Origin of the sequence: Achromobacter sp. ACM05 (assembly GCF_019218915.1) — a bacterium.
GTDB lineage: Bacteria > Pseudomonadota > Gammaproteobacteria > Burkholderiales > Burkholderiaceae_B > Achromobacter > Achromobacter animicus.
Genome location: NZ_JAHUWQ010000002.1, coordinates 1,024,296 through 1,046,491, shown reverse-complemented (window position 1 = coordinate 1,046,491; position 22,196 = coordinate 1,024,296). Strand labels below are relative to the sequence as shown.

Below are 22,196 nucleotides of genomic sequence, written 5' to 3'. Positions count from 1 at the left end.
CAAAAGCTATCCGGTAGACAGAAGAGGGTTGCCTGGTCCCCATTTAAGGGAGGCGTCAGGCGGAATTCTAGCAATAATAGTTCTCAATTGTCTTAGTTGACCCTTTGATCGGGCGGGCCGCGCCGGCGCAAAGCATCCGGGATTGGCGGCCCGATGTTTAAAATGCCGGCTTGGCGACGGAAACGGCCGTCGCCCGGAAATCCCGCATGCCCACCCGATCGTCCTGTCCGTCCTCACGTCCAGTCTGCGCCGCCACCCTCGTGCGGCTGTTGCTGCTGCTTCTGCTGGTGGTGCGGGCGTTCGTGCCGGTCGGATACATGCCGGACGCGCAGGCGCTGAAGCAGGGGCGCCTGGAACTGGGCTTCTGTGCCGCGGGCGGCGGGGTGTTTCCCGGCATGTCGGGCAGGGCCGATGCGCACACCGCCCACACCGATTCCTCTCACGACCACCATGAGCACCACGATTCTTCCCAGCACGTGGGCGCCGGCCAGGAATGTCCGTTCGGGCTGAGCGCACACCCGGCGCTGCTCGTGCCGCCCACCGTCGCGCTGGTTCCTGCCTTGCTCGGCTGGTGGGTGCAGGCGCCCCGACTGACCGACAGTCCGCGGCCGCCCATGCCGGCCGCCGGACCGCCGCTGGGACAGCGCGCTCCGCCTCGAATCACCGGATGACATCTGTCGCCGTGCGCGCCAAGCGCACGATTGCCGCCTGCTGCAGGCGGCGTCCGTTGTTTTCGAGAACATCATGTCCACTGAGACCCTGGTTAGTCCGGCCGCCTCCACGCGGCCGAGGGCGGCAAGCGGCAGCGCGTTGCTCGCGCTGATCACCCGGCTGCATTTCTATATAGGCCTGTTCGTCGGCCCCTTCATCCTGGTCGCGGCGGTGACCGGCACGCTGTTCGTGCTGACCCCGCAACTGGAAAATCTCATCTACGCCGACCAGTTGCGCACCACTTCCACTGGCGCGGCGCAACCCCTCGCGGCGCAGGTCCAGGCAGCGCAAAGCCAAGTCGGACCGGGTCCGCGCCTGTTCGCCGTCCGGCCCGCGCCGGGTCCCGGCGAAACCACGCGCGTGATGTTTACGCAGTCCGGCATGGGCAATTCCGAAGCCCGCGCGCTGTTTGTGGACCCCGTCACGCTGAAGATCCAGGGCGACATGGTCGTCTACGGCACCAGCAGCACACTGCCTTTCCGGACCAAGCTGGACTACCTGCACCGCAACCTGATGCTGGGCGACCTGGGCCGCAACTACAGCGAACTGGCGGCGTCGTGGCTCTGGATTGCGACGCTGGGCGGTCTGGTGCTGTGGTTTGCCCGGCGCGGGCGCGACAAGACGTTGGAAGCCCGCAGCCCGCGCCTGCGCGCCCGGCGCTGGCATGGACTGCTGGGGTTGTGGATCGGCATCGGCCTGGTGTTCTTCTCGGCCACCGGGCTGACCTGGTCCAACTGGGCCGGTGCGCGCGTGGATCAATTGCGCGCGCAGTTGGGGTGGATCACGCCGGCGGTGTCGTTGAAACTGCCCGACGCCGGGATGCCCGCCATGGCAGCCATGCCCGAGGGCGGCGAGCATGCCCATCATCATGGCGGCCAGCATGACCACGCCGCCATGGCGCCGGCGCCGGACACCGTGCCGGCGGGCTTTGACCGGGTGTTGCAGGCCGCGCGCAAGGGCGGCATCGACAGCAGCCAGCTCGAAATCCGGCCGCCGCGCGGCGCGGGCCAGGCCTGGATGGTGCGCGAGGTGGACCGGTCCTGGCCCACCCAGGTCGACACCATCGCCGTGGATCCGACCACCTACGCCATCACCAGCCGTGCCGACTTCGACACCTTTCCGCTCATCGCCAAGCTGATCCGCTGGGGCGTGGACATGCACATGGGCATCCTGTTCGGCTGGCCCAATCAACTCCTGATGGCCGCCATTGGCATCGCCCTGACGACGATGATCCTGCTGGGCTACCGGATGTGGTGGCTGCGCCGTCCGGCCGCGGGCGCGACAGGGCAGACGCTGACTCACGCCTGGCGCGAGCTGTCATGGCCCGGACGGATCGGCGTGGCGGCCATCGCGCTGGCCCTGGGATGGAGCCTGCCGGTGATGGGCGTGAGCCTGGCCGTATTCCTGGTCATTGATGTGTTGCGCTGGGTAGCCGCCAGACGCGCTTGATATGCGTCAACGGGCAGTGCAGATGGGCGCGGGCAGACCGGATTCGGGGCCGGAACCGCGCTACCATCTGCGGCGTCAAGGGGATTTGATGTACACAAGCGCCACTGCTGCCAGACGATGGGTTTCGCTGTTCGCGGCGGCCCTGTTCGTCTTTCAGGCGCTGATCGCCTCTGCGGCGCTCGCCGCACCAAGTCCCGCCGGTATGTCGGGCGCCGCCGGCGCCACCACCATCATCTGCACGGCCAGCGGGCCGCGCGTTGTCACCATCGGCATCGAAGGCGCCACGCAAGGCGTCGAGCAGCACAGCGGCGCCATGCCGCATTGCTGCGTTGCCGGCTGCGCCATGTTGGGCGGCGCCACGCTGCCCGGACTGTGGCTGCTTGCCTGGCTGCTGCCTACGCTGGCGCAGCCTGCTACGGCGCCGGCCGCCGACGTTCCTTACTTCTCCAGTGCGCACGCCCGGCTGCAGCAGCAGCCGCGCGCGCCGCCACCCGTCGCCTGACGGCATTTCTCTCAGCATCACCGGTTTGCATCGCGGCGCCCACGGTTGACGGGCGCGCCGCCGGTTAGCGCTTGCTCATATCGCCGCTTTTGGCACGGATCCGTTTGAGGGTCCGGGCGCCGAGGCGCGCCCATGCATGGCCTGTCCGCGCGGGGGTCAACGCCCCGATTGCAGATTCCGACTCAGATTCCAAGTTGATCCAGATTCCCTATGCGCAAGCAACCGCAATTCGTCCGCATGACCTGCCTGGCCGCCGCCGTGGCCGCCACATTCTCCGCCGCCGCGCAGCCCATCCAGGAGGGCGTAACCACGCTCGATCCCGTTGTCATCATGGGCGTGGCGCCCAGCGCGCCGCTGACCTTCACGACCGATCCGAAGCTGCCGCGCCAGCCGCTGCCAGCCAGCGACGGCACCGACTACCTGAAGACCATTCCCGGCTTTTCGGCCATCCGGAACGGCGGCACCAACGGCGACCCGGTGCTGCGCGGCATGTTCGGTTCCCGCCTGAACATTTTGACCAACGGCACCTCCATGCCCGGCGCCTGCCCGTCGCGGATGGACGCGCCCAGTTCCTATATTTCGCCCGAGAATTTCGACCAGCTCACCGTCATCAAGGGACCGCAGACAGTGCTGTGGGGGCCGGGCGCGTCCGCCGGCACCGTCCGCTTCGACCGCGACACACCCCAGTTCACCGAGCCGGGCGTGCGTTTTGACGGCAGCCTGACCGGCGGTTCGTTCGGGCGCAACGACCAGACGGCGGACCTGACCATCGGCAACGAAAAGGTCTATACGCGGATCACCGCCAACCACTCGCATTCGCAGGACTACAAGGACGGCGACGGCAACACCGTGCCGTCGCGCTGGGACAAATGGAACGCGGATGTCACGCTGGGCTTCACGCCCGATGCGGACACGCTATATGAACTGACCGTCGGCACGGGCGACGGCGAGGCGCGGTATGCCGGGCGCGGCATGGACGGCTCGCAATTCAAGCGGGAAAGTTTTGGACTGCGCTTTGAAAAACGTAACCTCGGGCCCGTCCTGAATCAGGTCGAGGCACAGCTCTATTACAACTACGCGGACCACGTCATGGACAACTACACGCTGCGCGCGCCGGACCCGTCCAGCGCCATGGCGATGGCGATGGCCTCGGACGTGGACCGCGCAACCTGGGGCGGACGTGTCGCCAGCACCTGGAATCTGACGCAAGACACCAGCCTGGAGGCAGGGATGGACTTCCAGCAAAGCCGCCACCGCGCCCGCAGCGGCTCGGACACCATGTCCTATCGCAGCCAGCCGTGGGTCAAGGACGCCGATTTTTCCAATACGGGTGTCTTTGGCGAATTGACCTGGCGCGCCGCACCGGACAGCCGCGTGATCGGCGGCGCCCGCGTCGACTGGGCGTCCGTCAAGGATTTCCGGCAGACCACCGGCGGCATGATGATGGTCATGCCCAACCCCACGGCGGGCGAACGGCGCAGCGACACGCTCCCCAGCGGATTCCTGCGCTATGAAAAGGATCTGGAATCGCTGCCCGCCACGCTCTACATCCGGCTGGGTCATGTGGAGCGGTTCCCGGACTACTGGGAACTGTTCTCGCCCAAGCGCGGTCCGGCCGGCTCGGTCAACGCCTTCCAGGGCGTCAAGCCGGAAAAGACGACCCAGCTTGATTTTGGCGCCCAGTACAAGACGGAAACGCTGGATGCGTGGTTCTCGGGGTATGCGGGCTACGTGGACGATTTCATTCTTTTCAATTACACGTCCGGCGGGATGATGGGGGCCACCTCGCAGGCGACGAACGTGGATGCCCGGATTTTTGGCGGGGAGTTTGGCGCGTCCTATGCCGTGACGCCGAGCTGGAAGGTGGGCGCCACATTGGCCTACGCCTGGGGCCAGAACCGCAGCGACGGCCGCGCGCTGCCGCAGATTCCGCCGCTGGAGGCCAAGCTCACCGCCGCCTATGACGACGGCACCTGGTCGGCGGGCGCCTTGTGGCGCATCGTCGCCCCGCAAGAACGCTACGCGCTGAACGAAGGTAACGTCGTGGGCAAAGATTTCGGTCCCAGCGCCGGATTTGGCGTGTTTTCCCTTAATGCGGGATACGTCGTGAACAAGCAGGTGCGGTTGTCGCTGGGCGTGGACAACGTGTTCGACAAGACCTATAGCGAACACCTGAACCTGGCGGGGAACGCCGGATTTGGCTATCCGGCGGGCACGGCGGTGAACGAACCCGGCCGCAGCGTCTGGGCTCGGGTCAGCGTCCGATACTGACCGAAACGGGGTTGGGCACGCTACTTGCTGAAAGGGGGGTGAGGGTCATTCCTTGTCTTATGGAGAAGCAACATGGAAGAGTTCAAGTACACGCCCACCTTGTCCACCCCCCAGCCGATGACCAATGGCGAACGTTGCGCGATGCGAACGCTTGCTGCGGCGCAGCAACTTTTGCACCCGGATCGTCCGCCGGCCGTCCTGATGTCGACGGTCGAAGCCGAATTGGCCAAATATGTAAAAGATACCTACCGGCCGCGCACGGCTTGGTAAAGGCGCCAGGGCGGGGCGCCGCGCACTGACGGCGCCTGTCACGCGATCGGCGCCCGCATCACCAGCGCCGAGATGGTGTGATTTTTCCAGAACATCTGGTGGATACGGGGCAGCAGGGCTTGCAGCTCCGGCTCCGTCACGCCGTCGAACGTGACCAGCACGGCGGGACGATTCCCCTCGCTGGGGACGCGCTTCATGCCGTCCGGCGCGGGAAAGCCGTACTTGACCAGGAACGCCCGGACATCTTCGTCGCTGGTGGTGTCTTCCACCTGATTGATGAGCAGCGCTGCCATGGCGCAACCTCCAGAGATCAGAACTTTTCGGGCACATACCGGAACGGATGTTCCGGCTGCGTGTAGCCCTTGGCCTTCTGCCGTTTGGGCAGGGTGATTTTTTCCCTGGCGCTGACGGTGTAGGGAATGTGTTCCAGCAGGTGGGTAATGATGTTCAGCCGGATTCGCTTCTTGTCGTCGGATCGTCCGACGTACCAGGGCGAGATCGACGTATCCGACGCCCGGAACATCTCGTCCCGGGCACGCGAGTAGTCGTACCAGCGGCTGTACGAATCCAGGTCCATCTTCGTCAGCTTCCAGGTCTTGCGCGCATCGTTGATGCGCGACTGCAGGCGGCGTGTCTGTTCCGCCTCGGTGACTTCCAGCCAGTATTTGAAGAGCAGGATGCCGGAGTCGATCATCACGCGTTCCACCAGCGGCACGGCTTTCAGAAAGGCGTCGACCTGCGCCTGGCTGCAGAACCCCATCACGCGCTCAACGCCAGCCCGGTTGTACCAGCTGCGGTCGAAGATCACGACTTCGCCCGCAGCGGGCAGGTGTGGCAGGTAGCGCTGCATGTACATCTGGGATTTTTCGCGCTCGGTGGGGGCAGGCAAGGCCACGACGCGAAAGACACGGGGGCTGACACGCTCGGTCAAAGCCTTGATCGTGCCGCCTTTGCCGGCGCCGTCGCGCCCTTCGAACACGATGCAGACCTTGGCGCCCGTATCGACGACCCATTGCTGCAGCTTGACCAGTTCGACGTGAAGTTGGGCCAGTTCCCTTTCGTACTGCTTATTGGAAAGCTTGCCCGCCTCGGCCGTCTCGGGATTGTCCTTCTGCTTTTTCTTGTCGCCCATCGTCGCGCTCCGGAAGTCTTCCTGCCACGAATGAACGGCGCACGCGGGCGCCACATTCGATCTGAATATATTGCCGATTCAAGGCGGTTTGGGCTCGCGTTACCAATGGAATTATGGTGCCGCAGTCCGCCGCGCCATTGGGCGCTGGTCACCCGACGAAGGTTTCGGGAACGTTATTTGCTGCCCGGTTCCACGGCCACGTTTCCGCTGGCCGCAGCGAACCTGAGGTGACGAAAATGGAACCAGATCATTCCGTTGGGCAGACATCTTCCCAGGACAACGCCGTAGAGGCGACCTCAACGCCCGACGATTTGCCGGTGCGGCCTGGCGCAGGCTCGCCGACTACGGGCAGCGCGCCGCCGGTCAAGCCGTCGGATGCCAGTGAGAACACGCAGGGCAACGAAGTCAGCAACGAGGACATGGAGCCATCGGACGCCTCCGAATCCAATCCCGATCCCGCCGACTCGCAACGCACGTCCTGAACACAAGAGACCCCCGAGGAGATCCGATCATGATCGTAAAGACTGCAATGCTGGGCGTGGTTGCCATGCTGGGCGCCGCTGGCGTCGTGTCCACCGGCTGGGCGCAGGGCGCGCCGCAGTCCGTGACCGAAGTGCGAGTCGATGTCGCCAAGGTCGAGGCCGGCTACCGCGCCTCGAAGATCATCGGAGCGACCGTCTACAACGGTAAGAAGGAAAAGATCGGCACCGTGGATGATCTGATCCTCGGCCCGCCCGACTGGGCGCCGTATGCGGTGTTGTCGGTGGGCGGGCTGCTTGGCGTCGGCAATCATCTTGTGACGGTTCCGCTGTCGAAGATGCAGGTCGCCGGCGACCAGTTCCAGCTGCCGGACGCCACGAAGGACACGCTCAGGGCGTTGCCTGAATTCAAGTACGCCAAGTAAACCGGCGCGGGGCAGTACGCTCCGCACCCCATGCCTGATCCACGCCCGCAGGAGGCCACATGCAGATCGAACCCGTCGACGAACCCCGCCGTTACGAATCGCCCTCGCGTTCTTCATTGGTTGCGCAGATCAAGGACATCGACGCCCGCAGGCCGGATTTTCCAGGCGAACACATCATCGTGTTTGGCGTGGGCGTGCTGCTGATGCTGTCCGGCATGCGCAGCCGCACGCTGTTGCGGCGCACCCTGGTCACCGCCGCCGGGACCGCCTTGATCGGCCGCGCGGCAAGCGGGACGGGCGGCATTGCCCGCGTCGCCCGCATCGTCAAGCGCCTGGGCTGATCACGCGCAGGAGACCGTCATGGCAGCAAGAACGATATGGAAAGGAGCGATTTCCTTCGGGCTGGTTCACATTCCCGTGGGCTTGCACACGGCCACGACGGAGTCCGGCGTGGACTTCGACTGGCTGGACAAGCGCTCGATGGACCCGGTTGGCTACAAGCGCATCAACAAGCGCACCGGCAAGGAAATCGACAAGGACAACATCGTGAAGGGAGTGGCGTACGAGGACGGTAAATACGTCATCGTGTCGCCCGAGGAGATAGCCGAGGCCTATCCTCGCACCACGCAGACCATCGAGATCCAGCAGTTCGTGGACGCCGGGGGCGTGTCGTTTGTTTATCTGGAGCGACCCTACTACGTCGCGCCCATCAACAAGGGCCACAAGGTGTACGCCTTGCTCCGGGACACGCTGGTCAAGACAGGAAAGATCGGCATCGCCAAGGTTGTGATCCAGACCAAGCAGCACCTGGCGGCGCTGATTCCGTCAGGCGACGCGCTGGTGCTGAACCTGATGCGCTGGGGCGACGAGGTGAAGTCGGTGGAAGGGCTGGATCTGCCCAAGGCGGGCGCCAAGAACATGACGCCAAGCGCCAGCGAGATGAAGATGGCGAAGATGCTGGTCGACGACATGTCCGGCGAATGGGATCCCGAACAGTACAAGGACGAGTTCAAGGCCGCCGTGATGGAGCTGGTGGAGCAGAAGGCGCGCGCCGGCGAGACCGAAACCGTCATCGAGCCGCAGGAAGCGTCGCCCGCGTATGCGGACAACGTCATTGACCTGACCGAACTGCTGCAACGCAGCCTGAAGAGGGGCAAGGGCGGGTCCAAGGCGGCCAAGTCCGACGAAGGCGATGACAAAAAGGCAGCCAAGGCGCCGGCCAAGAAGACAGCGGCCAAGTCGGCCAAGAGCGCAAGCAAGACGGCCAGCAAGTCGGCGAGCAAGGACACGGGTAAAACCGCCAGCAAGTCGAGTGACAAGAACACCGGCAAGACACCGAGCAAAACGCGCAAGGCGGCCTGACCATGGCTGACACGCTGAAGAAGTACCGCGAAAAGCGCAACTTCGAGATCACGTCGGAACCCGCCGAGGGTGGCGAGGCCAACGAGGATGCACGCGCCTTCGTCATCCAGAAACACTGGGCAAGCCGGCTGCACTACGACTTCCGTCTGGAATTGGACGGGGCCATGAAGAGCTGGGCGGTGCCCAAGGGGCCGTGCTACGACCCGGCGGTCAAGCGCATGGCGGTCCAGGTCGAGGATCACCCCATTGCCTACAACCAGTTCGAGGGGCAGATTCCCGAAGGGCAGTACGGTGCCGGCAAGGTCATCATCTGGGACGAAGGCAAGTGGATGCCGGTGGGCGATCCGCGCAAGGGCTATCGCGACGGCCACCTGAAGTTCGACTTGCAGGGCGTGAAGATGCAGGGCCGCTGGGCGCTGATCCGGCTGAAGGGCAAAGAGTCGGAGAAGCAGCCGCCCTGGCTGCTTATCAAGGACCGAGACGATTTCGCGCGGCCCGAGCGGGAATTCAGTGTGGTGGACGAAATGCCGGATAGCGTGGTGCCGCTGCGCAAATCTGCGAAGGCCAAGCCGGCAGGCAAGGGCGGCCAGGCGACAGCCAAGGCGAGTCCCGCAGCCAAGACGTCGCGTTCCGCAGCGAAATCCCGCGCCAAATCCAAAGCTCCCGCGGAGGCGGCGGCTGACGACCAATCCCAGGATCAGGACGACAACACCGCCGACGATCAGTCCGCGTTGCCCGGTGTAGCCGCCGCCTTGCCCGCGCAACTGAAACCCCAGCTCGCCACGCTGGTGGACGGCGTGCCTCAGCATGCGCCGGACTGGCTGTACGAGATGAAATTCGACGGCTACCGGCTCGTCGTCCGGATCGAAGGCGACGATGTCCGGCTGTTTACGCGCAACGGCCACGACTGGAGCGCCAAAATGCCGCATCTGGTCGAAGCCATGCGCGCATTGCCCGCCAAATGGGCGTGGATCGACGGCGAAATCGTGATGCTGGACCGCGAAGGCATTCCGAACTTCCAGTCGCTGCAAAATGCCTTCGACAACGATCGGACACAGGACATCGTGTTTTACGCCTTCGATCTGCCGTTCATCGGGATGCGGGACCTGCGCCAGGAGCCCCTGAGCGTGCGGCGGGCGCTGTTGCAGCAACTGATGGACGCCGCCGAAGACGACCAGCTGCGATTCAGCGAGGCCCTTGAGGCCGCGCCGTCAGATCTGGTGGCAACCGCGTGCAGGATGGGGCTTGAGGGCATCATGGCCAAGCGCCTGTCGTCACCGTACGTGTCCCGGCGCAGCGACACCTGGGTCAAGGTCAAGTGCGCCCGGCGTCAGGAGTTTGCCATCGTCGGCTACACGGCGCCCAAGGGCAGCCGGGCCGGACTGGGCGCGCTGTTGCTGGCGGTCACCGCGCAGGACGGCAGCCTGCGCTATGCCGGCAAGGTTGGCACGGGGTTCGACGACGCAAGTCTGGTGTCCCTGCAAAAGCGCTTGGCGGCCATCGAGACGGACAAGAAGCCGGTCACGAATGCACCCGCAGCGGGTGGCGTTCGCTGGGTCAAACCCGAACTGATCGCCGAAGTGTCGTTCGGCGAATGGACGAGCGGCGGCCACATCCGTCATTCCGTATTCCGGGGCCTGCGGCAGGACAAGCCGGTGAAGGCGATTTCCCGGGAGAAGGCGGTGCCGGTCGAGGACGTAGACGGCGACAAGGGCAACAGGAAATCCGCTTCGAAGGCGGTGCCTGCTGCCAGATCCGCAGCCAGATCTGCCACGGCATCTGCCGGCACGTCTTCAAAGGCATCTTCAAAGACGCCCGCACCCGACTCCGATGCCAAAGCCGCGCCCGGCGGCAAAACCAGCCGCGCCAAGGGCGGCAAGCTCACCAATCCGGACCGGGTCATCGACCCGTCCACCAAGCTCACCAAGCTGGATCTCGCGCGCTATTACGGCCTGATCGCGCCGCTGATGCTGGAGCATCTGAAGGGCCGGCCCGTGTCATTCCTGCGAGCGCCCGCTGGCATCCAGGGCGAGTTCTTCTTCCAGAAGCATCTGGAAGCCGCGATGCCCGGCGTCAAACCGTTGCCCGCCAAGCTTGATCCGGATCATCCGCCGCTGCTCGAAGTCCCGACCGCAGAAGCCATCATGTCCGCCGTTCAGATGAACGTCGTCGAATTCCACACCTGGAACGCCGTCAAGACGTCCATCGACAAACCGGACCGCATGATGTTCGACCTGGACCCAGGCGAGGGCGTGCCATGGCCGACCATGCAACAGGCCGCCAATCTGGTGCGCGTGCTGCTGCAGGAGATCGGCCTTCAGGCCTGGCTGAAGACCAGCGGCGGCAAAGGGCTGCACGTGGTTGTGCCGCTACGCAAGCAGTACGACTGGGACACGGTGAAGCGGTTTTCCCAGGCGATCGTGCAGCACCTGGCCCGGACGCTGCCGCAACTCTTCGTCGCCAAGAGCGGCCCGAAGAACCGCGTCGGCAAGATTTTCGCGGATTACCTGCGCAACGGGTTTGGGGCGACGACGGTATGCGCGTGGTCCGCGCGGGCGCGGCCCGGTCTGGGCATTTCGGTGCCGGTGACGTGGGACGAGCTGGGCAAGCTCACCAGCGGCGCGCACTGGACCATTCAGGACGTGCATTCCCGGCTGGATGCGGGCAACACGCCGTGGGACGACTACGCGCCGCAGTCGCTGACGGCCGCCATGTCGGCGATGGAGTTCGAACCATGATCAGAACGCGTCCACAGCCGTCCTGCCGGCCAGCCGCCATTGCAATTGGTTGCACTCCGCGCCGGGCGCGTTGGCACAATGCCCGGAGCAGGTTTTCCCTTGCGCAGCATGGATCTCCGAAGGAGCCTCCCTATGCCACCCCGCGTCGCCGCCTCAAGCGTGATGGACCACCCGGACGGGTATGGAATCGTCAGCCGCGTCCTGCATTGGCTCATGGCCGTGCTGCTGGTGTGGCAGTTCACCAGCGCGGCGTCGCGGCAGTTTCTGCTGGACACCCCGATCGAGGATTTCTTCTGGGCCTCGCATACCTCGCTTGGCCTGTTGCTGCTGATCCTGGTGCTTGTACGCGGCGCCTGGGCCATCGCCAACTGGGGCAAGCGGCCGGACAGCGGCCTGCTGGCGGGCTTCGGGCATCTTGTCCTGTACCTGATGATGATCGCCATCCCCACGCTGGCGCTGTTGCGCGCCTACGGGCGGGGCAGGGGATATTCTGCCTTCGGCATCCAGATTTTCAGCCCCCGCGACCAGGAGATCGAAGCCCTGGTCGAACTTGGCAACGCCTGGCATGGGCTGTTGGGCTGGACGTTGCTGGCGCTGGCCGTGGGCCACATCACGATGGCCTTCGTGCACCGCAGGGCGGATGGACGGCGGGTCTTGACTCACATGACCAAGGGATGACGGCCGGCGCGGCGGCGGTCACAGGAGGGAATCATGCAGCGCGATGAGCTCTTGGCACTGATGATCTCAGTTTCCGCACCCGCACCCCGTCTGGACGAGTGGGACCGGGTGCTCTCCATCTACGCGGGATACCTGGAAGGCGTCGCGCCCAAGCTGTCTGAAAAGGAATTGGGCAACTTCATCGGCGCCGGCGCCATGTTCTACCGCACGCTGTGTCAGGCGGATTCCTATCGGCAGGAATCGGTTTGGGGGCGCCGTAAGAAGGAGGGTTAGTCCCCGGATGCAAATATTTACATGGGCATGGGGCTTGCTGTCCTGCCGGCACGAAACCATTGATTCGTGCCAGGAAATGGCCAGCGAGAAGGACAGAACATGCTACGCAGACGGGTAAGACAGCCAATCCGCCGACATTCCATCACCCCCGCACCGGGCTTTGCCGACGATTCGCCTTTGGCGGACGACGCACCCGAAGCACCGCGGCCCGCCATCTGGGCGATCGGCGACGTGCATGGCTGCTGCCAGTCGCTGGACGCACTGCTGGCCAGTCCGGAGATCGCGGGCGACCCCAACTGCAGGTTCTGGTTCGTCGGCGACCTCGTCAATCGGGGGCCCTCAAACGCGGAGACGCTGCGCCGGGTCATGTCACTGGGCGACCGCGCGACGGTGGTGCTGGGCAATCACGACCTGCGCGCCCTGGGCGTTGCAGCGGGATGTTTGCGGCCGGACGCCCGCGACACCCTCAACGATCTGTTCGACGCGCCGGATGCAGATGTCCTGCTCGACTGGCTGCGCGCGCGGCCCCTGATCCATGTGCAGGACCGTCACGTCCTGGTGCACGCGGGGCTGTATCCGGGTTGGGACGTGCTGCAGGCCATGGCGCACGCCGGGGAGGTCGAGGCCATGCTTCGGGACAATGACTGGCGCCGTCACATGCGAACCCTCTTGGGAGCAGCGCCGCTCGCCTGGAACGCCAGGCTGGAAACGCAACTGCGTCTGCGCTTCATCGTCAGCGCGTTCACCCGCATGCGCCTATGCACTCGCAACGGGGCGTTGGCGCCCGGCGCCAAGTCCACGCCGGGGCGCTGGCCCCGCGAGACCCTGCCTTGGTACAACCTGCCGCGACGCGCGGGCGCCGACAAGACCATCGTGTTCGGCCACTGGGCGACGCTGGGCCTGCTGGTGCGGTCGGACGCCGTGTGCCTGGACACGGGCTGTGTGACGGGCGGCCCGCTGACGGCCTATCGTCTTTCCGACCGAAAACTGGTACAGGTGGCGCGAGAGGCGCTCGCCCAGGTTGCCTGACCGCAGCCGGTCACGCGAACAGACGGTAAGCCACGCCCAAGCTGAAGAGCAGCGCCGTGCCGATGGCGTAGAACGCCAGCGACAGCCAGGCGCTCAGCGGCACGCGCGCCGGCGCGTCAGCGTCTGCGGGCAGGGCCGATTGCGGCGACGGCAGGACTTCTTCATTGGCGGCTTTGGGGCTGAAGCCCGGGCGGCCCACGGCGTCCGCGGTGCGGGCAACGGGCGCAATGCCCAGGGAGACAAGGCGGGTGCCGGCGGGAGTCGGCGTCAGAACGGGTTCCGGTGAGCTCATGGGAAGCCTCCGCAATGGGGTTGGGTAACGAAAGGCGAAACCCCAACAGCAAGCTGCGTGCCCAACCCTTGCCCGTCAGCCGGACGGTCCGATCACGGCCCACTTCCCGTCTCCCGCCCAAAACACTTACGATACGGCAGGCGCCGGGCGTTTATCGCCGCGCTTGCCCGAATCGACTGACACGTGACGGCCGCATTTCAACCACGGAGCATTCATGAACGGTTACCCAGATACTCTTCTCCTGATCGACAACGAATGGCGCGAGGCCCGCGGCGGCGCGCGCATCGACGTCGTCAATCCCGCCACCGGCCAGAAGATCGGCCAGGTGGCCAGCGCCTCCCGCGAGGACCTGGACGCGGCGCTGGCGGCAGCGCAACGCGGCTTCGAGACGTGGCGCGATACCTCCGCCCACGAGCGTTGCGCGGTCATGCGCAAGGCCGCCGTCCTGCTGCGCGAGCGCGCGGACGACGTGGCACGCCTGCTGACGCAGGAACAGGGCAAGCCGCTCGCCGAAGCGCGTGGCGAAGTGCTGGCCGGTGCGGACATCATCGACTGGTTCGCCAACGAAGCGCTGCGCGTCTACGGCCGCATCGTGCCGTCGCGCAATCCCGCCGCCCAGCAATTGGTCATCAAGGAACCGGTCGGCCCCGTCGCCGCGTTCACGCCGTGGAACTTCCCGGTCAACCAGATCGTTCGCAAGCTGGGCGCCGCGCTTGCCACGGGCTGCTCCTTCCTGGTGAAGGCGCCTGAGGAAACCCCGGCCTCGCCGGCCGCGCTGCTCAACTGCTTTGTCGACGCCGGCATCCCGAAGGGCGTTCTGGGTCTGGTGTTTGGCTCGCCGGCCGAGATTTCCAGCTACCTGATCCCGCACCCGATCATCCGGAAGGTCACCTTCACGGGTTCCACGCCGGTCGGCAAGGAACTGGCCGCATTGGCCGGCCGCCACATGAAGCGCGTCACGATGGAGCTGGGCGGTCACGCCCCGGTGATCGTGGCGGAAGACGCCGATGTCGAACTGGCGGTCAAGGCGTCGGGCGGCGCCAAGTTCCGCAATGCCGGTCAGGTCTGCATCTCGCCGACCCGCTTCCTGGTGCACAAGAACGTCAAGGCCGCCTTCGAGCAGGCCTTCGTGGCCCATGCCGAAAAGCTCAAGCTGGGCGATGGCCTGACCGAAGGCACGACGCTCGGCCCGCTGGCCAACGACCGCCGTCTGGCCGCCATGGACAAGATCGTCAAGAACGCGGCCGAGAAGGGCGCGCGCGTGGCCACCGGTGGTCAGCGCGTGGGCAGCGCAGGCAATTTCTTTGCGCCGACCATCCTGACCGACGTGCCGCTCGAGGCCGATATTTTCAACGAAGAGCCGTTTGGTCCCATCGCGGCCATCCGCAGCTTCGAGAACCTGGACGAAGCCATCCGCGAAGCCAACCGCCTGCCGTTCGGCCTGGCCGCCTATGGTTTCACCCGCTCGATCAAGACGGTGCACGAGCTGTCGCGCCGCCTTGAAGTGGGCATGCTCTGGGTCAACCAGCCCGCGACGCCTTCGGCTGAGCTGCCGTTCGGCGGCGTGAAGGATTCCGGCTACGGTTCCGAGGGTGGTCCCGAGGCGCTCGAGGCGTACCTGGTCACCAAGGCCGTCTCGGTCGTGGGCGTCTAAGCCCGCGTCAGACCCCGCCTGACTAGAAACAGGCCGTATCCGGAACACAACCGGTTACGGCCTTTTCATTTGTGCCGTTGATTCGGGTTTTGAGCCGGATTTCTTGTCGGCGGCCATCCTTTGGATGTCTTTCGTCTGGGCGATTGGCGCGGTCGCCCGCATGCCGCAGAATCGGCGCTGCACCATCCGGCGCCTCGCGCGTTGCAATCTTTCGATCCTTTCGCCGTTCTTCATTTGACAGGGTCGCTTACGCACCGTTGCCGGTCGCGCCCGCCGCCCGCAGGTAAGGTCTCCCTGAACATGTCGCCCCGGAGATAGACGTTTCGATGTTTTCCATGTCGCCCCTCAAGACCCTTGCCCGGCACAAGTCCCACGCTGGCCCGGCCATGAACTGGCTGAAGGAACGCAAGCAGTTCGTCAAGGCGCTGCTGTCCAACCCGGCGGCGGTCGGGGCAGTGGCCCCTTCGAGCGCGGCGCTGGCCGCCGCCATCACGGAATCGATCCAGCCCCGAGCCGGTAAGGTCCTCGAACTGGGCTGCGGAACCGGCGTCTTCACCCGGGAGATGCTGCGCAAGGGGATCGCGCCGTCCAGCCTGGTCCTGGTGGAGCAGGACTCCGAAATGAGTTCCAGCCTGCGCAGCCAGTTCCCGGAGGCAGCCGTCCTGCAGGTGCCGGCGCAGGAGCTGTCTCGGGACAGCCATCCGGAGCTTCACGGCATCAGCGCGGCCATCTGCGGTCTGCCACTACGGAACATGAGCGGCGCGCATCACCATAAGCTGCTGACCGCCGTGTTCGAGGCGATGCCGCCGGGCGGGTCCATGCACTTTTTCACCTATGGCGTGAAGTGCCCGATCTCGGCACGGGTGCTTGAGGATTGCGGCCTGTACGCGCGGCGGGTGCGCTTTGTTCCGATGAACCTGCCGCCGGCCTCGGTATACAGCCTGAGCCGGTTGCCCTGAGGGCAGGGCGGGCGCGCCGCGATCGAGGATCGGTTTGCGCGCCCGACGGGCCGTTTTCGGGCGGGGTCCGCTATGCCAGGAAGGTCAGCATGCCGTTGCTCAGGTCGTACATCGACCCGACGATCTTGATCTTCCCTTCCTTTTCCAGCCCGGCAAGAATCGGGCTGTTCTTGCGGATGGCCTCGACGGTGTGCAACACATTCGTCCGCGCCACGGCGTCCACGAACTGGCCATTTTTGCCGTTCCGGTCTCCGGTGTACGTCGTCGCCTCGACCGCCGGTTTGATGACGTCCAGCAGGGCAGTCAGATGGCCTAGCTGTACGTTGTCGATCGCCCCGGCCACTGCGCCGCATGCCGTGTGCCCCATCACCAGAATCACCTTCGCGCCCGCCGCCGCGCAGGCGAACTCCATACTGCCCAGCAGATCGTTGTTGGAGATGTTGCCGGCGATGCGCCCGTTGAAGGTTTCGCCGATTCCCGTGTCCAGGATGATCTCGGCTGGGGCGCGCGAGTCGATGCAGCTCAGGATCACCGCCGCGGGAAACTGGCCAAGGGCGCTGGAACGCTTCTGCGCAAGATAGTCGTGCTTCTGAGGCTTGCCCGCCCGAAAGCGCGCATTGCCCCGTTTCATCATGTCAATCACCTGGTCCGGCGTCATCGCGTCACGCTGCGCCTGCGTCAGTGATGCGGCTGGCGCGTCGCCGGGCGCAAACGCCAGGCCAGCCATCGCCGCCGCGCCAACGCTGGCCTTCAACCAGCCGCGCCGTCCCAGGTCCAGAGGGTGCCCAGCCATGCAACAATCCTTGATCGCTTCCATGAGGTGTCCCCTATAAGCAGCCCACAACGATAGACCGCGGGACGCGGCTATTCGATGATGGGCCGGCCACACATGCCGCTTTTGCGGCGAGAGACATTCTGTTCCTGTTTGCGGCGGCGAACAATGACGGCTGCACGCGGCCCTGTTTTTCTTGTTTTCGCGCCGGATGAGTGGCATAGTTTTTCGCACGACGGGCCCCAGGGTGGCTTCGGGGCGGTTCGACAACGAATACGAAAGGCGCCTCATGCGTTACCTGTACATCGTATTGATCGTGTTGCTCACGGCAATGGTTTTGTCGTTCAAGATCCAGAACTTCGAATCCGTCACGCTGACGCTCTGGACCTCCACCTTCACTTTGCCGGCGTCGGTTCTTGTCATCGGCGTCTACATCCTGGGCATGCTCACAGGCGGCTTTCTGCTCAGCCTGCTGCGCTCCGCCTTCCGAGGGGCCACCGCCCGTCCCGCCGGGCCCACCCCCTGACGATTCCCCAAGCGCCACCCGGCTTGCCGCCGTGCGCCCGCAGTCAGGGCGCGAACGCGTACTTAGGAGCAATCCCGATGAAAAGGCTATTCCTTGTCCTGACCACGTGCGTGCTGGCCGGCTGCGCCGGCACGGTCGCAACGAAGAACGATCTGGCAAAGTACGGCACGCCACCCAGCGACGACGACCTGTACCAGTACATGTCGTCGCTGCGCGACACCATGCCGCCGACCCGGTACGTCAGTTATCGCGACAAGGGGTACGCGGAATCCGTGAAAAAGACCACGGTCATAGCGGAGGACGGCAAACCGGTGTCCGCCTGGCAGTACGACTTTGAAGTCGCCGGCTACGACCAGCCAGGCCCCGAGCAGCCGCAGTGGACCGCGCGGCGCGTCGTGTTCTTCAATGGCCGCGCGATAGGCGGTTTCGATGCGAATGGGAAGTTCATGCGCACCAGCGCCCAGCCGCCAGCAGCGGCCGCGCCCGCACCCACGCCGGCGCAGCCGCGCTAGGCCTCGGCATTCCCCATTGCGCCGTTCCGGAGAACCCACCATGCAAAAGCCTCAGCAGGCCGCCCCGCGTCGTCCCCTGACCCTTATCGCCGCAAGCGGCATTCTTGGCCTGGCAACCGTCCTTGCCGGTTGCGCCAACCCGTCCGCGTCGTCCCGCGTCTACACCTTCGACCAGGCGCAGCGCGCCCAGACCGTCACCCTTGGCTACGTCATCGGCGTGCGGCCCGTCACCATCCAGGCCGCCCAGACCTCGGGCCTGGGCGTCATCGCCGGCGGCGCGCTGGGCGCCGTGACGGGCAGCGCCGTGGGCGGCGGTTCGGGGCGCCGTATCACCACCGTCGGCGGCGCGGTTGGCGGCGCCATGGCAGGCAACGCCATCGAAAACGCCAGCGCCCGCCGGGCAGGGCTGGAAATCACCGTGCGCCTGGATTCGGGCGACGTGCGCGTCATCACGCAGGAGGCAGACGTGCCGATTTCGACCGGCCAACGCGTTCAGATCGTGACGCAGGGCGGCGTGAGCCGCGTGGGCGGGATTTGACGTCGATGTAGTGCCATTCAAACCGTGATTGCCGCTGGATGCGGAGATTAGGCGGCTTATTCTCCGCAAATTTTGCGGAGAATAAATCGCTCGAAGCTCACCACCACCCAATGGGCCGCCATCGCCAACTGTTCGCCCGATACGGCACTGCGCGACATCACCGATCTCCTGAATCGGAACATGCTCCGCAAAGCGGCCGCGGGCGGACGCAGCACGAGCTACGAATTACCGGAATGACGTCCCGCCGCCAGGCTTAAGATTCGCTTCATCCTGTCGCGTATAGTCAGCGCATGCGTATCCTACTGGCCGAAGACGATGTATCCCTGGGCGAGTCGATCGAATCGTGGCTGGAGCTGGACGGCTACGTCGTCGACCGCGTCACGCGCGGCGATCTTGCCGAGACCGCGCTTGCCACGCACGACTATCATTGCGTCCTGATCGACCGCGGGCTGCCCGGCATGACGGGTGACGACCTGCTTCGGCGATTGCGGGCGCGGCGCGACAACGTGCCGGCCATCATGATCACCGCGCGCGACGCGGTGCCCGACCGCATCGAAGGCCTGGATCTGGGTGCGGACGACTATCTGGTCAAACCGTTCGATCTGGAGGAGCTGTCCGCCCGCATCCGCGCCGCCTTGCGCCGCCGCGACGGCAACGCCACGCCGGCGCTGGAACACGGCGGTGTCTCGCTCGACGTGGCCGGCAAGCAGGTCCGTTACCACGGCGCGCAGGTGGAGCTGACGGCGCGGGAGTTCGCCATCCTGCACGCGCTCATCCGCCATCCCGGCCACATCGTGTCCCGCGCGCAACTCGAAGAAGCCCTGTACGGCTGGGGCGACGAAGTCGAAAGCAACACGATCGAAGTGCACATCTACAACCTGCGGCGCAAGCTGGCGGCCGACCTTATCAAGACGGTGCGGCGCCAGGGTTATCGCCTGGCCGACTGACATGCGCTGGCGCAAGAAGACATCCAGGACTCCATCCAACGCCGCGTCGAAGGCCCCGCGCGGCTATTCGCTGCGGCGGCGCCTGATCGGCACGACACTCGGCTCCAGCATCCTGGTCGGACTGGTCAGCACCCTCATCGTGCTGGCCATCGCTCGCAAGGAGGTCAACGACGCCTACGACGACTGGCTGGAAGAGGGCGCGCGGCTGGTGCTGGCGCTGGGCGAAGGCAGCATCGGCCGCGTGGCTGGCGAGCGGTCCCCGGCCGACGCGCAACCCGCATTGCGGTTGGACTACCAGCTCGTGTCGCGCACGGGCGAGGTGCTGCTGCGGGGCGAAGACGCGCCCAAGCGGCCGTTCGTGGACCCCGAGCGGCGCGGCGACCGCTATTACGACGTGCGCGCCGACGGCGAGGACTGGCGCGTGTATGTCCGCCATCACGACACGCTGGGGTTTTCGGCACAGGTCGGTCAAGAGATGGACGAACGCACCGATCTGATCTGGGACATGCTCGAATCGCTGGCGTGGCCGCTGGTCGGCCTGTGGGTCCTGTTGGGGCTGATCAACTGGTTTCTGATCTGGCGGCTGCTCAAGCCGCTTGCGCGCATGACGCGCGGCATCGAGGGCAAGTCGCCGACGGACCTGTCGCCCGTGGCCGAGGAGAGCAGGGCGTATGAAGTCCAGTCGATCACGGCGGCGCTGAACCGTCTGCTGGGCCGGCTGGATCATGCGCTGGAAGCCGAGCGGCGCTTCACCGCGGATGCCGCCCACGAACTGCGCACGCCGCTCGCCGCGCTGGCGTCGCGGATCCAGGTGCTGCAACGCAGCCATCCCGCCGAACAGGCGCCGGCGCTTGCCGCCCAGTTGCAGCGCCTGCGCGCCGACATGATGCGCACGACCAGCCTGGTCGAAAACCTGCTGCAGCTGGCGCGCCTGGACCCGCAATCGGCCGATGCCATGCCCCGCGAGCGCGTTGATGTGCCCGGCCTGCTGCAGGACGCCGCCGACGCCTGCGCGCCGACGGCGGCGGCGCAGGGCACTACGATAACGATCGATGCGCGCGAAACGGCACTGGCCGGCAACCGCGATGCGCTCTTTACCGCCTTGCGCAACCTGATCCATAACGCGGTGTCGTACGGCCGCCAAGGCGGCCAGGTGCGGGTCGCTGCCGAACGCGCGGGTCAATACGTCGCGCTCAGTGTGAAGGACGACGGCCCGGGCGTGGCCCCGGCGGATCTCGAGCGCTTGACGCAGCGCTTCTATCGCGTGCTGGGCACCAATGTGCCGGGAAATGGCCTTGGCCTGTCCATCGTCGCGCGCGTGGCAGACATGCACCGCGGGCAATTGCAGTTCGGACCGGGGCTGGACGGCCGGGGGCTGGGTGTGACGCTACTTGTGCCCATCGATACGAAGGCCTGACGACATCACGGTCGCATCCGTGCCCAAAGCTAAGGTCTGCTTCATCTTCGGGGCGTCAAATGGCGCCATGTTCAACAACGAAGCGCAATCCGCGCAAGGAGCTGCACCATGACCCAGACTACCCGTCGTTCCACGTTCATCCGCACCTTCCTGGCCAGCACCGTGCTGGCCGGCGCCGCCGTGGCAGGCGTGGCGCACGCGCAGGGCTACACGGGCCCCAGCACCGGCAAGCCGGCGGCGCAGGGCTATAGCGGCCCCAGCACGGTGGCCGTCACCACGGTCAAGGAATTGCTGGCCAATGGCCGCGATGACCAGAACGCCATCCTGCGCGGCCGGATCGTCTCGCACGACGGCGACGATCACTACACTTTCGACGACGGCACGGGCCAGATCCGCGTCGAGATCGACAACGACGATTTCCCCGCCGGCCAGAAGATCGACGACAAGACCCAGGTCGAACTGCGCGGCGAACTGGACCGCGATCGCAACAACGTCGAGTTCGATGTGGACAGCGTCCGCGTGATGTAAAGAGCGTGCGGCGGGCGCATACGGTATTCTGTCGGCCTCAAGTCAATACCCGTACCTGTTTGTCGTGAACCCCGTAACGCCCCCCGCCGCGGTCCAGCTGCCCGAAGCCACCATCCGCGCCACTGTCCGGTTGCCCATCCGTCTTGCCGACGGCTCCGAGGCGCAGGCGTTGGCGTACAGCTTTCACGGCCTGGCTGACGCCCGAGACCATCTCGCCCTCAAATTCGGGCAACCCGGCCCGCAGCCGCTTGTCCGCCTGCATTCCGAGTGCATGACCGGCGACGTCTTCGGCTCGTTGCGCTGCGACTGCGGCCCGCAACTGCAGGAAGCGTTGCGCCTCATGAGCCAGGAGGGCGGCTACCTGCTGTACCTGCGCCAGGAAGGGCGGGGCATCGGCCTGTATTCCAAGATCGATGCGTACCGGCTGCAGGAATTGGGCTACGACACCTACACCGCCAATCTGGAACTGGGCCACGGCCTGGACGACCGCGACTACACGCCGGCGGCGCAGATGCTGCGGGCGATGGGCGTCGATGATCTGGAACTGCTGACCAACAATCCCGACAAGCGCACGCAGTTGGAACGCATGGGCATCCGGGTCAGCGGTTGCCGCCTGACGGGGGTCTATCCGAACGAACACAACAAGGGCTATCTGCTGGCCAAGGCGCTGCGCACGCAGCATCGGATCGAGCTCGGCCAGACCGAGGAATGATGGCCCGCAAGTCCGCTAGC

26 protein-coding genes are annotated in these 22,196 nt (G+C 65.6%); 22 read left to right on the top strand and 4 right to left on the bottom strand.

The annotated features are described in order from the left end of the window. Positions 1-206: 206 nt before the first annotated feature. From KW836_RS15670 to KW836_RS15650, 5 genes are all read left to right on the top strand, one after another. Positions 207-671, top strand: a complete 465-nt coding sequence (locus tag KW836_RS15670; protein ID WP_218343936.1) for a DUF2946 family protein — start codon at positions 207-209, stop codon at positions 669-671. Positions 672-744: 73 nt separating this feature from the next. Beyond that, complete coding sequence (locus KW836_RS15665; protein WP_218343934.1) at positions 745-2,160, top strand: PepSY domain-containing protein; 1,416 nt, start codon at positions 745-747, stop codon at positions 2,158-2,160. Positions 2,161-2,248: 88 nt separating this feature from the next. After that, positions 2,249-2,662, top strand: coding sequence for a DUF2946 family protein (locus KW836_RS15660; protein ID WP_218343932.1), 414 nt, complete (start codon positions 2,249-2,251; stop codon positions 2,660-2,662). A gap of 210 nt (positions 2,663-2,872) precedes the next feature. Next, positions 2,873-4,933: a TonB-dependent copper receptor gene (locus KW836_RS15655; protein WP_218343930.1), complete on the top strand. Its 2,061-nt coding sequence runs from the start codon at positions 2,873-2,875 to the stop codon at positions 4,931-4,933. Between the two features lie 72 nt (positions 4,934-5,005). Then, positions 5,006-5,203: a hypothetical protein gene (locus KW836_RS15650; RefSeq protein ID WP_175136469.1), complete on the top strand. Its 198-nt coding sequence runs from the start codon at positions 5,006-5,008 to the stop codon at positions 5,201-5,203. Positions 5,204-5,241: 38 nt separating this feature from the next. Here KW836_RS15650 and KW836_RS15645 read toward each other — a convergent pair whose 3' ends face one another. Together KW836_RS15645 and ppk2 are read right to left on the bottom strand one after the other, a co-directional pair. Further along, positions 5,242-5,496 carry an RNA-binding protein gene (locus KW836_RS15645; RefSeq protein ID WP_218343928.1) on the bottom strand — a complete coding sequence of 85 codons (255 nt, stop codon included), beginning with the start codon at positions 5,494-5,496 and terminating at the stop codon, positions 5,242-5,244. Between the two features lie 17 nt (positions 5,497-5,513). Then, on the bottom strand, positions 5,514-6,335 hold the full coding sequence (gene ppk2, locus KW836_RS15640; RefSeq protein ID WP_218343925.1) for a polyphosphate kinase 2: 822 nt from the start codon (positions 6,333-6,335) through the stop codon (positions 5,514-5,516). A gap of 236 nt (positions 6,336-6,571) precedes the next feature. Between ppk2 and KW836_RS15635 the strand changes: the two genes are divergently transcribed. The 8 genes from KW836_RS15635 (at position 6,572) to KW836_RS15600 (ending at position 13,319) form a co-directional block, all read left to right on the top strand. After that, positions 6,572-6,817 carry a hypothetical protein gene (locus tag KW836_RS15635; protein WP_218343923.1) on the top strand — a complete coding sequence of 82 codons (246 nt, stop codon included), beginning with the start codon at positions 6,572-6,574 and terminating at the stop codon, positions 6,815-6,817. A gap of 29 nt (positions 6,818-6,846) precedes the next feature. Then, positions 6,847-7,239, top strand: coding sequence for a PRC-barrel domain-containing protein (locus KW836_RS15630; RefSeq protein ID WP_218343920.1), 393 nt, complete (start codon positions 6,847-6,849; stop codon positions 7,237-7,239). Between the two features lie 59 nt (positions 7,240-7,298). Continuing rightward, complete coding sequence (locus KW836_RS15625) at positions 7,299-7,580, top strand: hypothetical protein (protein WP_239213693.1); 282 nt, start codon at positions 7,299-7,301, stop codon at positions 7,578-7,580. 19 nt (positions 7,581-7,599) lie between these two features. Next, positions 7,600-8,601, top strand: a complete 1,002-nt coding sequence (locus KW836_RS15620) for a Ku protein (protein ID WP_218343918.1) — start codon at positions 7,600-7,602, stop codon at positions 8,599-8,601. Positions 8,602-8,603: 2 nt separating this feature from the next. Further along, positions 8,604-11,339 (top strand): DNA ligase D, encoded by a 2,736-nt coding sequence (ligD, locus tag KW836_RS15615; RefSeq protein WP_218343916.1) that lies wholly within the window; start codon positions 8,604-8,606, stop codon positions 11,337-11,339. A 132-nt stretch (positions 11,340-11,471) separates the two neighbouring features. Then, positions 11,472-12,017 carry a cytochrome b gene (locus KW836_RS15610; RefSeq protein WP_255595744.1) on the top strand — a complete coding sequence of 182 codons (546 nt, stop codon included), beginning with the start codon at positions 11,472-11,474 and terminating at the stop codon, positions 12,015-12,017. A gap of 33 nt (positions 12,018-12,050) precedes the next feature. Beyond that, positions 12,051-12,290 carry a hypothetical protein gene (locus KW836_RS15605; protein WP_062839450.1) on the top strand — a complete coding sequence of 80 codons (240 nt, stop codon included), beginning with the start codon at positions 12,051-12,053 and terminating at the stop codon, positions 12,288-12,290. Positions 12,291-12,467: 177 nt separating this feature from the next. Then, positions 12,468-13,319: a symmetrical bis(5'-nucleosyl)-tetraphosphatase gene (locus KW836_RS15600; RefSeq protein ID WP_255595740.1), complete on the top strand. Its 852-nt coding sequence runs from the start codon at positions 12,468-12,470 to the stop codon at positions 13,317-13,319. Positions 13,320-13,329: 10 nt separating this feature from the next. Here KW836_RS15600 and KW836_RS15595 read toward each other — a convergent pair whose 3' ends face one another. Next, positions 13,330-13,611 (bottom strand): hypothetical protein, encoded by a 282-nt coding sequence (locus KW836_RS15595; RefSeq protein WP_218343911.1) that lies wholly within the window; start codon positions 13,609-13,611, stop codon positions 13,330-13,332. A gap of 214 nt (positions 13,612-13,825) precedes the next feature. On the opposite strand from KW836_RS15595, the gene KW836_RS15590 reads away from it, so the two are divergent. Further along, positions 13,826-15,265 carry an NAD-dependent succinate-semialdehyde dehydrogenase gene (locus KW836_RS15590; RefSeq protein ID WP_175121493.1) on the top strand — a complete coding sequence of 480 codons (1,440 nt, stop codon included), beginning with the start codon at positions 13,826-13,828 and terminating at the stop codon, positions 15,263-15,265. A gap of 335 nt (positions 15,266-15,600) precedes the next feature. Further along, the gene (locus KW836_RS15585) at positions 15,601-16,224 is read left to right on the top strand and encodes a class I SAM-dependent methyltransferase (RefSeq protein ID WP_255595738.1); all 624 of its coding nucleotides are present in this window, start codon (positions 15,601-15,603) and stop codon (positions 16,222-16,224) included. Between the two features lie 70 nt (positions 16,225-16,294). Here the strand turns inward: KW836_RS15585 and KW836_RS15580 are convergent, their stop codons facing one another. After that, positions 16,295-17,041: a carbonic anhydrase family protein gene (locus tag KW836_RS15580; RefSeq protein WP_255595736.1), complete on the bottom strand. Its 747-nt coding sequence runs from the start codon at positions 17,039-17,041 to the stop codon at positions 16,295-16,297. A gap of 244 nt (positions 17,042-17,285) precedes the next feature. Here KW836_RS15580 and KW836_RS15575 point away from each other — a divergent pair, with 244 nt between their 5' ends. From KW836_RS15575 to ribA, 7 genes are all read left to right on the top strand, one after another. Beyond that, positions 17,286-17,522, top strand: coding sequence for a DUF1049 domain-containing protein (locus KW836_RS15575; RefSeq protein ID WP_218343906.1), 237 nt, complete (start codon positions 17,286-17,288; stop codon positions 17,520-17,522). A gap of 77 nt (positions 17,523-17,599) precedes the next feature. Next, a complete protein-coding gene (locus KW836_RS15570) occupies positions 17,600-18,034 on the top strand; it encodes a hypothetical protein (RefSeq protein ID WP_175121497.1) in 435 nt (144 codons plus the stop codon). 40 nt (positions 18,035-18,074) lie between these two features. Continuing rightward, entirely contained in the window at positions 18,075-18,572 is a 498-nt protein-coding gene (locus tag KW836_RS15565) for a glycine zipper 2TM domain-containing protein (RefSeq protein ID WP_175121498.1), read from the top strand. A gap of 290 nt (positions 18,573-18,862) precedes the next feature. Next, a complete protein-coding gene (locus KW836_RS15560; protein WP_218343904.1) occupies positions 18,863-19,519 on the top strand; it encodes a response regulator transcription factor in 657 nt (218 codons plus the stop codon). 1 nt (position 19,520) lies between these two features. Further along, a complete protein-coding gene (locus tag KW836_RS15555; RefSeq protein ID WP_218343902.1) occupies positions 19,521-20,936 on the top strand; it encodes an ATP-binding protein in 1,416 nt (471 codons plus the stop codon). A gap of 108 nt (positions 20,937-21,044) precedes the next feature. After that, on the top strand, positions 21,045-21,464 hold the full coding sequence (locus KW836_RS15550) for a YgiW/YdeI family stress tolerance OB fold protein (protein WP_218343900.1): 420 nt from the start codon (positions 21,045-21,047) through the stop codon (positions 21,462-21,464). 130 nt (positions 21,465-21,594) lie between these two features. Then, positions 21,595-22,176, top strand: coding sequence for a GTP cyclohydrolase II RibA (ribA, locus tag KW836_RS15545; RefSeq protein ID WP_255595902.1), 582 nt, complete (start codon positions 21,595-21,597; stop codon positions 22,174-22,176). Positions 22,177-22,196 lie beyond the last annotated feature (20 nt).